The following is a 1,624-nucleotide window of genomic DNA, read 5'->3' on the forward strand; positions in this document are numbered from 1 at the left end:
GGGCGCCTCTCCCTACCCGTCCCACACCGCGCCCCCCCCCCCCTCACCCCCGGGGGGGGGGGGCCCCCCACCCCCCCCCCGCCGCCGGGCTCCGCGCGCGGTCAGCGGCTGGGCAGGCTGGAACCGCGGACGACGAGCTCGGGCTGGAGGACCACGTGCCGGTGCCGGTGCTCGTCCGGCCGGTCACCGGCCTCCTGGAGCAGCAGGTCGGCCGCCAGCGCGCCCATGGCGCGGGCCGGCTGACGGACGGACGTCAGCGGAACGGTGGCCGCCGCGGCGAACTCGATGTCGTCGTACCCCACGAGGGCCAGGTCGTCCGGGACCTTCACACCGGCCGTGTACATGAACTGGAGCACGCCGAGGGCCAGCAGGTCGTTGGCGCAGAAGACCGCGGTGGGCCGCGCCGCCAGACCCAGCAGCCTGGCCCCCGCGTCACGTCCGGCGGCCACGTCGAGACGCTCGGTGGGGAGTTCCCGCAGCGCGGTGGGCGGCAGGCCGGCCTCGGCGACGGCACTCAGGGCCCCCGCCCTGCGGTCCTGGATCTGCCTGAGATGCGGCGGTCCGCTGACGAAGGCGATGGAGCGGTGCCCGGCACCGGTGAGGTGCCGGACCGCCATGGCACCGCCGGCGATGTCGTCGACCGAGACGGAGCAGCCCGGTTCGTCCCCCGCCACCCGGTCCACGATCACGTAGGGGATGCCGTGCCGGCGGAACTCGCCCAGACTCCGTCTACCGGGGTCGGCGGGCGTGACCAGCACCCCGCGGACCCGCTGCTCGGCGAAGAGGTCGAGGTACTCGGCCTCCTTCCGCGCGCTCTGCGCACTGTTGCACAGCGTGACGGCGAGACCCGCGTCCCGGGCCGTGCGCTCCGCTCCCTGGGCCAGGTCGACGAAGAAGGGGTTGCCCATGTCCAGGACGAGCACCGCCACGACACGGCTGCGGCCCGCCCGCAACTGCCGGGCGGATTCGCTGCGCACGTATCCCAGGCGCGCGATCACCTGCTCCACATGACGCCGTGTCCGCTGCGAGACGCGGCCGGGCTGGTTGAGCACATTGGACACCGTGCCGACGGAGACGCCCGCCTCCCGTGCCACGTCCTTGATGCCGACCGTCGGCGTGGAGTGCGTCATGTGTGTTGTTCCCTGCTGTCCATTCCCCGCCGTCGTACGGGCGCGGGGAAGCGTTCGTCCTGCGGAGCCGGGAGGGCTCACGCCAGGTGGAAGACCTCGGTGAGGGGGCGCATGGCGGTATCGGGCGCCTGCCCGTCGAGTTCCTCGAAGAACTCCGCCATCTCCGCCTGCCACCGGGCGTTCACCTCGGTCGCGTCCATGGCCGCGCGGGCCGCCTCGAAGTCGTCGGTCTCCAGATAGCCGACGAGCAGGCCGTCCTCCCGCAGGAAGAGGCTGTAGTTGCGCCAGCCGGCCGCGGTGAGGGCGGCGCGCATGTCGGCCCATACCTCCCGGTGGCGCTCGCGGTACTCGGCGGCCCGCTCCGAGCGGACCTTCAGAAGGAAGCAGACACGTTGCATCGGATCACCTCGCTGCCGACGGTGGGGGGGGGCGGCGGCGCCGGGGGGCGCCCCCCCCCCCGTGTTGTTGGGGTATTGGTCGGAGAGGTGTTTGGT

The 1,624-nt window shown here is 73.5% G+C and carries 2 protein-coding genes; both read right to left on the reverse strand.

Translation table 11 applies throughout. The features are described 5' to 3' along the window. Window positions 1–101: 101 nt before the first annotated feature. Complete coding sequence (locus tag ACFWJB_RS18565) at window positions 102–1,130, reverse strand: LacI family DNA-binding transcriptional regulator (RefSeq protein WP_385473635.1); 1,029 nt, start codon at window positions 1,128–1,130, stop codon at window positions 102–104. A 77-nt stretch (window positions 1,131–1,207) separates the two neighbouring features. Next, window positions 1,208–1,528 (reverse strand): L-rhamnose mutarotase, encoded by a 321-nt coding sequence (locus tag ACFWJB_RS18570; protein ID WP_386923372.1) that lies wholly within the window; start codon window positions 1,526–1,528, stop codon window positions 1,208–1,210. Window positions 1,529–1,624: the final 96 nt, after the last annotated feature.

Origin of the sequence: Streptomyces sp. NPDC127100, from assembly GCF_042724095.1 — a bacterium.
In the GTDB taxonomy this organism is placed as follows: domain Bacteria; phylum Actinomycetota; class Actinomycetes; order Streptomycetales; family Streptomycetaceae; genus Streptomyces.

Excerpts from the sequence above, each read along its gene's own strand:
- ACFWJB_RS18565 (WP_385473635.1), bottom strand. The coding sequence starts at position 1,130 with ATGACGCACTCCACGCCGACGGTCGGCATCAAGGACGTGGCACGGGAG.
- ACFWJB_RS18570 (WP_386923372.1), bottom strand. The coding sequence starts at position 1,528 with ATGCAACGTGTCTGCTTCCTTCTGAAGGTCCGCTCGGAGCGGGCCGCC.